Below are 6,281 nucleotides of genomic sequence, written 5' to 3' on the forward strand. Positions count from 1 at the left end.
CGACCGGCGGGCGGGGCCGCCGCGGGTGCCAGCACCTCCACCTCGAAGCCGGCGCGGGCGAACACCTCGAGCGCCCGGTGCTCGGCCGGGCCGAGCGTGGCCGCTGGCGAGCCGGTGTCGAGCAGCGCGGTCACCAGGCAGCCGGAGCAGCCGGCGCCGCGGATCCCGCAGGTGTCGCAGTCGATGAGCATGAACGCCTCCTGACGCGCTCGCCCGTGGCGCTCGGGGAAGGAGCCACCACCGTCGGTCACCAGGACGCTATCCGGCGGGTACGACAGAACCGGACAACGAGGCAGGACCCCCGCCAACCCGATCATCCGGCCATCAGTTCGCCGAAGTGGCGCGATCCGAACGCGCTCGACCCCGCCGCTTCCCCGAACTGGCGGCGCGCCGCGGCGCCCGTCGGCCGGGTGGGAGCGCCACGCCGCCGAGCCGGGTCGGTGGGTCAGGAGCGGGCGAGGCGGCGCAGGAGGGAGTCCGCGCCCAGCGGGTAGGCGCCGTGCCGGCGTACCCCGTCGGCGACCTCGCGGTCGGAGGAGACCACGACCACCGGCCGCCCCGCGGGCTCGGCCCGGACCAGCCGGCGGATCAGCTCGTCGGCGGTCTCGCCCTTGCGGGAGAAGAGCACCCGCACGCCGCGCGGCGTGGGCGGCAGCCCGTGGATCCGCTCGGCGCCGTCGAACACCACGGTGACCTCGTCCCCGGTCTGCGCGGCGATCCCGCCCAGCCCGCTGATCAGCCGCTTGCGCTGCTGCTCCAGGGACATCTCGCCGAAGCCGCGCTTGGTGACGTTGTAGCCGTCCACCACGAGGTGCGCCTTCGGCAGCGCGAGGAGCTGGTCCAGCCGGGCCGGGTCGTCGGTGTCCCGGGCGCGGGCGGCCGCGCCGGCCTGGGTGGTCGCCGACTGGTCGGCGAAGGCGTCGGCCACGAAGTCGGCGGGCATCCGGTCGACCGGGTCGAGGGCCAGCTCGCGGCGCAGGCCGACGGCCGCCTGGCCGATGGTCTCCAACAGCAGCCACAGCTTCGCGTCGTCGACCGAGCGGGCCTCCTTGGCGCTGGCCCGGGCCACCCCCGCCGCGGCCTCCGCCTCGGCCAGCCGGGCCCGGGTCCGGCGCAGCTCGGCGTCGGCGTCCGCCGCCGCGCGGGCCGCCCGGCCCCGCTCGGTGGCGAGCAGCTCGGTGGCCTTGCGCTCCCGGGCCTGGGTCTCCCGGAGGGTACGGGTGAGCTGCCGGGCCTCCTCGCGCAGCTGGCCCAGCTCCTCCCGGACCCGGGCCAGCTCGTCGCGGAGCTTGTCGGCCTCGACCCGGGCCACCGCCCGGTCGTGCTCGGCGCGGGTGGCCCGTTGCTCGGCCTCCCGGACCAGTTCGGCCACGATCGCGCTGTCCGCCTCGGCCCGCACCGCCGCACCGCTCGCCTCGATCAGGTCCCGCCAGCCCCGCGGCCGGGCCAGGTAGGCCAGGGCGGCCACCTCGACCGGGTCGGCGGCGGCCGGGGCGGTCCCCTCCAGCACGGCCGCGCCCAGGTCGCCGGCGTCGGCGAGCACCCGGGCGGTGACCCGCTGCCGGAACAGCGGGTCGGCGGTGAGCTGGGCGGCGATGGCCGGGGCACCGAGCCGGGCGCGCCGGTTGGGGGCGAACTTGGCCACCCGGCGCAGCGGAACCGGCACCTCGTCGGCGGGCAGGCCGGGCAGCACGGCGGCGGTCAGCGCCACGATCCGCTGCCGGACCGGCTCGGGCAGGACGGGCTCCGGCTCGGGCCCGCTCTCCCCGCCGGGGGTCGCGTCGGGATCCGGGGTGCCCGAAGCCTCACCGGCGGCGCGCGCACCGACCACCGACTCCTCCTCAGCGGAGAAGTGGTCGTCGTGCGGCTCGGTGAGGGGCATGTGGCAAGTCTCCCACCCCGAACGGGCCCACCGCCCGGTGAGTGAGCCGATCTCTCATCCTACCCCCGTGGTAACGGATGGGACGTCTGGGACGGGAGTGTCGGACCCGGCCACTACCGTGCCCCGCGTGACGCGAGGGGAGTACGTCCAGGAGGCGCTGGCCGGCCTGGACCGGACGGCGGACGGCGCGGTCGACCCGGCCCTGCCGCTCTACGCCACCACCTTCGTGGTGGTCGACCTGGAGACCACCGGCGGCGCGCCGGACGGCGGCGGCATCACCGAGATCGGCGCGGTGAAGGTCCGTGGCGGCGAGGAGCTGGGCGTGCTCGCCACCCTGGTCAACCCCGGCGTGCCGATCCCGCCGTTCATCACCGTGCTGACCGGCATCACCCAGGCCATGCTGCTCCCCGCGCCGCCGATCGAGCAGGTGCTGCCGAGCTTCCTGGAGTTCGTCTCCGACGCCGTGCTGGTCGCCCACAACGCCCCGTACGACGTGGGCTTCCTCAAGGCCGCCTGCGCCAAGCACGGCTACCGCTGGCCCAACCCCCGGGTGCTGGACACCGCGGCGCTGGCCCGCCGGGTGCTCACCCGGGACGAGGTGCCCAACCGCAAGCTGGGCACCCTGGCCGCCTACTTCCGCACCGCGACCCAGCCGACCCACCGGGCGTTGGACGACGCCAAGGCCACCGTCGACGTGCTGCACGGGCTGATCGGACGGCTCGGCGGGCACCGGGTCGACACCATCGGCGAGGCGATCGAGTTCGCCCGGGCGGTCACCCCCACCCAGCGCCGCAAGCGGCACCTGGCCGACGGGCTGCCGAAGGTGCCCGGGGTCTACATCTTCCGGGCCGCCGACGACCGGCCGCTCTACGTCGGCACCTCCGGCGACATCGCGACCCGGGTGCGCAACTACTTCACGGCCGGCGAGAAGCGGGCTCGGATCTCGGAGATGCTGGCCGCCGCGGAGCGGGTCGAGGCGGTCGAGTGCGCCCACTCGCTGGAGGCGGAGGTCCGGGAGCTGCGGCTGATCGCCGCGCACGCGCCGCCGTACAACCGGCGCTCCAAGTACCCGGAGCGGCAGGTCTGGCTGAAGCTGACCGACGAGGCGTACCCCCGGTTGTCGATCGTGCGGGACCTCGCCCCCACCGACACCGCGTACCTGGGCCCGTTCCGCTCCAAGCAGGCCGCCGAGCTGGCCGCCGCCGGCTTCCACGAGGCGGTGCCGCTGCGCCAGTGCACGCACCGGCTCTCCCGGCGCACCACCATGCCGGCCTGCGCGCTGGCCGAGCTGGGCCGCTGCCCGGCGCCCTGCGAGCACCGGATCACCCCCGAGGAGTACGAGCACCGGGCGGCCACCCCGTTCCGCACCGCCACCGCCAGCGACCCGCAGGTGGTGGTGGACGCCCTGCTCGCCCGGATCGACGTGCTCTCGGCCGCCCAGCGGTACGAGGAGGCCGCGGTGGTCCGGGGCCGGCTGGCGGCGGTGCTGCGCGCCGCGGTGCGGATGCAGCGGCTGGCGGCGCTGACCGGGATCGCCGAGCTGGCCGCCGCCCGCCCGGCCGCCCGGGGCGGCTGGGAGCTGGCCCTGGTCCGACACGGACGGCTGGCCGGCGCCGGCGTCTCCCCGCCCGGTGTCCATCCTCGACCGACCATCGCCGCGATCCGGGCGACCGCCGAGACGGTGCTGCCCGGGCACGGCCCGGTGCCGGCGGCCTCCGCCGAGGAGACCGAACGCATCCTGTCCTGGTTGGAACGACCGGAGACCCGGCTGGTGGAGATCTCCTCCGGTTGGGCGTCCCCGATCACCGGCGCGGGTCGGTTCCGCGCCCTCCTGACGAAGGCGGAAAACGGCGCGTCCCACCAACTCTCGACCGAACGCTCATGACCAAGTGTCCGATCGGACGACCTCACCTCGCTTAGGCTGTTAGAGAAGTGCAGTCCTGCCCGTTTCGCGGGCCTGCTCCCGGTCGCCGGCCCCGGCGACCCGGGGCCGGGGTGAGGAGGTGTCCCAGGTGGACGTCGACGCCGGACGCGGCGCCGCCCTGGGCGGCGCCCTTCCGACCCAGCCCGGCGATCTGCCGCTGACCCGGCGGCTGCGTGCCCTGCTCACCTGGCCCACCACCGACGGCGACCCGGTCACCGCCCTGGTCCGCGCCCACCGGGGCATCCACGCCAACGCCGACGCCTCGGTGCTCCGCCGGGCGTACACGATCGCCGAGAACATGCACCGGGGCCAGTTCCGCAAGAGCGGCGAGCCGTACATCACCCACCCGCTGGCGGTCGCCCAGATCTGCGCCGACCTCGGCATGGACACCACCACCCTGGTCGCCGCGCTGCTGCACGACACGGTGGAGGACACCCGCTACACGCTCCAGGCGCTCCAGGAGGACTTCGGCCGCCAGGTGACCCATCTGGTCGACGGGGTGACCAAGTTCGACAAGGCGTTCTACGGCAAGGTCGCCGAGGCGGAGACGGTCCGCAAGATGATCGTCGCGGCCGGCAAGGACGTCCGGGTGTTGATCATCAAGCTGGCTGACCGGCTGCACAACATGCGGACCCTCGGCGTACGCTCCGCCGCCTCCCGGGAGCGCATCGCCCGCAAGACGCTCGAGGTGCTCGTCCCGCTCTGCGACCGGCTCGGCATCCAGACGCTCAAACGCGAACTCGACGACGTGGTGCTGCTGCACCTGCAACCCGAGGAGCACGCCCGGATCGCGCGGTTCGTGCACGACCGGCCGGGCTGGGACGCCTACCTGGACGACGTGGTGGCGAAGACGAAGGTGGCGTTGCGCCGCAGCCGGGTCGACGCGCAGGTGTCCCCCCGCCCCCGGCACCTCTACTCGATCTGGAAGGACACCGTCGCCGGCGGCCACACCGCGCCGTACGACCTGCCGCGCATCGCGATCGTGGTGGACGGTCCGGCCACCGACTGCTACGCCGCGCTCGGCGCGGTGCACGGCCTCTGGCGCCCGGTGCCGGGGCGCTTCAAGGACTTCATCGCCTCGCCGAAGAACAACCTCTACCGGTCGCTGCACACCAGCGTCTGCGGCCCCCAGGACCGCACAGTGGAGGTGCTGATCCGCACCGAGGAGATGCACCGTGCCGCCGAGTACGGCGTCGCCGCGCACTACCGCTTTCCCCGGGCCGCCGGGCGCGCCGCCGACCGGGCGGACGAGCTGGCCTGGCTGCGCCGGGTGCTCGACTGGGAGCAGGAGGCGGTCGACCCGACCCAGTTCATGGAGTCGCTGCGCTGCGACCTCGCGGAGGCGCAGATCCAGGTGGTCGCCGACGGGCGGCAGGTGGTCCTGCCGGCCGGCGCGACCCCGGTCGATCTCGCGTACGAGCTGGGCACCGAGCGCGGCGACCACTGCCTGGCCGCGCGGATCAACGGCCGGCTGGCCCCGCTCTCCTCCGAACTGGAGGAGGGCGACGTGGTGGAGATCTTCACCGAGGGCGACGCGGAGAGCGGCTTCGAGGCCGACGTGGCGCCACGCGGACCGCGCCGCGAGTGGCTGGGCTTCGTCAAGTCGCCGCACGCCCAGATGCAGATCAACCGCTGGTTCGCCGAACACACCGAGCCGGGCATCTCGATCGCCGACAAGGTACGCCTCGGCCGGGCCAGCATCGGCCTGGCGCTGCGCAAGCACAACCGTGGGTTGGCCAGCGACCTGCCGCTGCTGCGGCTCTCCGAGGAGCTGGGCTACCCCGACCTGGAGACCCTGCTGGTGGCGGTCTTCGACCGGGCGGTCGAGCCGGACACCGTGGTCGAGCAGCTGATCGATCTCGTCGACCACCGGCCCTAGCTGAGCGCCGCCCGGGCGCTCCGGCCGACCGGCCACTAGCCTTACAGGCATGATCCCCCGCGCACGCGCCACCGGACGGGCCCTCGGCTACCGGTTCTTCTACCGCCTCCCGGTCCGGCTACGGCGGCGGCTGGTGCGGCTGGCCGTGCCGAAGTACATCGTCGGCGCGGTGGTCCTGGTCCGGGACGCCGAGGCGGACGGCGCCGGACGGATCCTGCTGCTGCGCCAGCCGCCCGGCTACAGCTGGACCCTGCCGGCCGGGTTGCTGCAGCGCGCCGAGGCCCCGGTGGTCGGCGCGGCCCGCGAACTGCACGAGGAGTCCGGCATCCGGCTCTCCCCCGACCGGCTCCGCCCGGCCGTGCCCAACGCGGTGGTGCACGCCCAGGGCTGGGTGGACGTGGTGTTCGAGACCGAGGTGCCGGCCTCGACCACGGAGCTGGCCGTGGACGGCGCCGAGGTCTTCGAGGCGGCCTGGCACCCGCTGGACGACCTGCCCCGGCTGAGCCGGGCCACCGCCAACCTGCTCGCCCACTACGGCATCGGACCGCGCGCCGGCGAGGTCCCGCCGGTGCCGCCGCCCGCCCCGTGACCGGCCC

5 protein-coding genes are annotated in these 6,281 nt (G+C 75.0%); 3 read left to right on the plus strand and 2 right to left on the minus strand.

The features are described 5' to 3' along the window. Together EFE23_RS27250 and EFE23_RS27255 are read right to left on the minus strand one after the other, a co-directional pair. The coding region (locus EFE23_RS27250; protein WP_123243738.1) for a hypothetical protein at positions 1 to 191 on the minus strand (191 nt) is incomplete at its 3' end. Between the two features lie 254 nt (positions 192 to 445). Beyond that, positions 446 to 1,882, minus strand: coding sequence for an NYN domain-containing protein (locus EFE23_RS27255; RefSeq protein ID WP_123243739.1), 1,437 nt, complete (start codon positions 1,880 to 1,882; stop codon positions 446 to 448). A gap of 127 nt (positions 1,883 to 2,009) precedes the next feature. Here EFE23_RS27255 and EFE23_RS27260 point away from each other — a divergent pair, with 127 nt between their 5' ends. The 3 genes from EFE23_RS27260 to EFE23_RS27270 all read left to right on the plus strand — a co-directional run bounded on the left by EFE23_RS27260 (position 2,010) and on the right by EFE23_RS27270 (position 6,274). Further along, entirely contained in the window at positions 2,010 to 3,767 is a 1,758-nt protein-coding gene (locus EFE23_RS27260) for a DEDD exonuclease domain-containing protein (RefSeq protein ID WP_123243742.1), read from the plus strand. A 127-nt stretch (positions 3,768 to 3,894) separates the two neighbouring features. Next, entirely contained in the window at positions 3,895 to 5,685 is a 1,791-nt protein-coding gene (locus EFE23_RS27265; protein WP_123243740.1) for a RelA/SpoT family protein, read from the plus strand. Positions 5,686 to 5,734: 49 nt separating this feature from the next. Further along, positions 5,735 to 6,274, plus strand: coding sequence for an NUDIX hydrolase (locus EFE23_RS27270; RefSeq protein WP_123243741.1), 540 nt, complete (start codon positions 5,735 to 5,737; stop codon positions 6,272 to 6,274). Positions 6,275 to 6,281: the final 7 nt, after the last annotated feature.

The organism is Micromonospora solifontis (assembly GCF_003725545.1).
Lineage (GTDB): Bacteria > Actinomycetota > Actinomycetes > Mycobacteriales > Micromonosporaceae > Micromonospora > Micromonospora solifontis.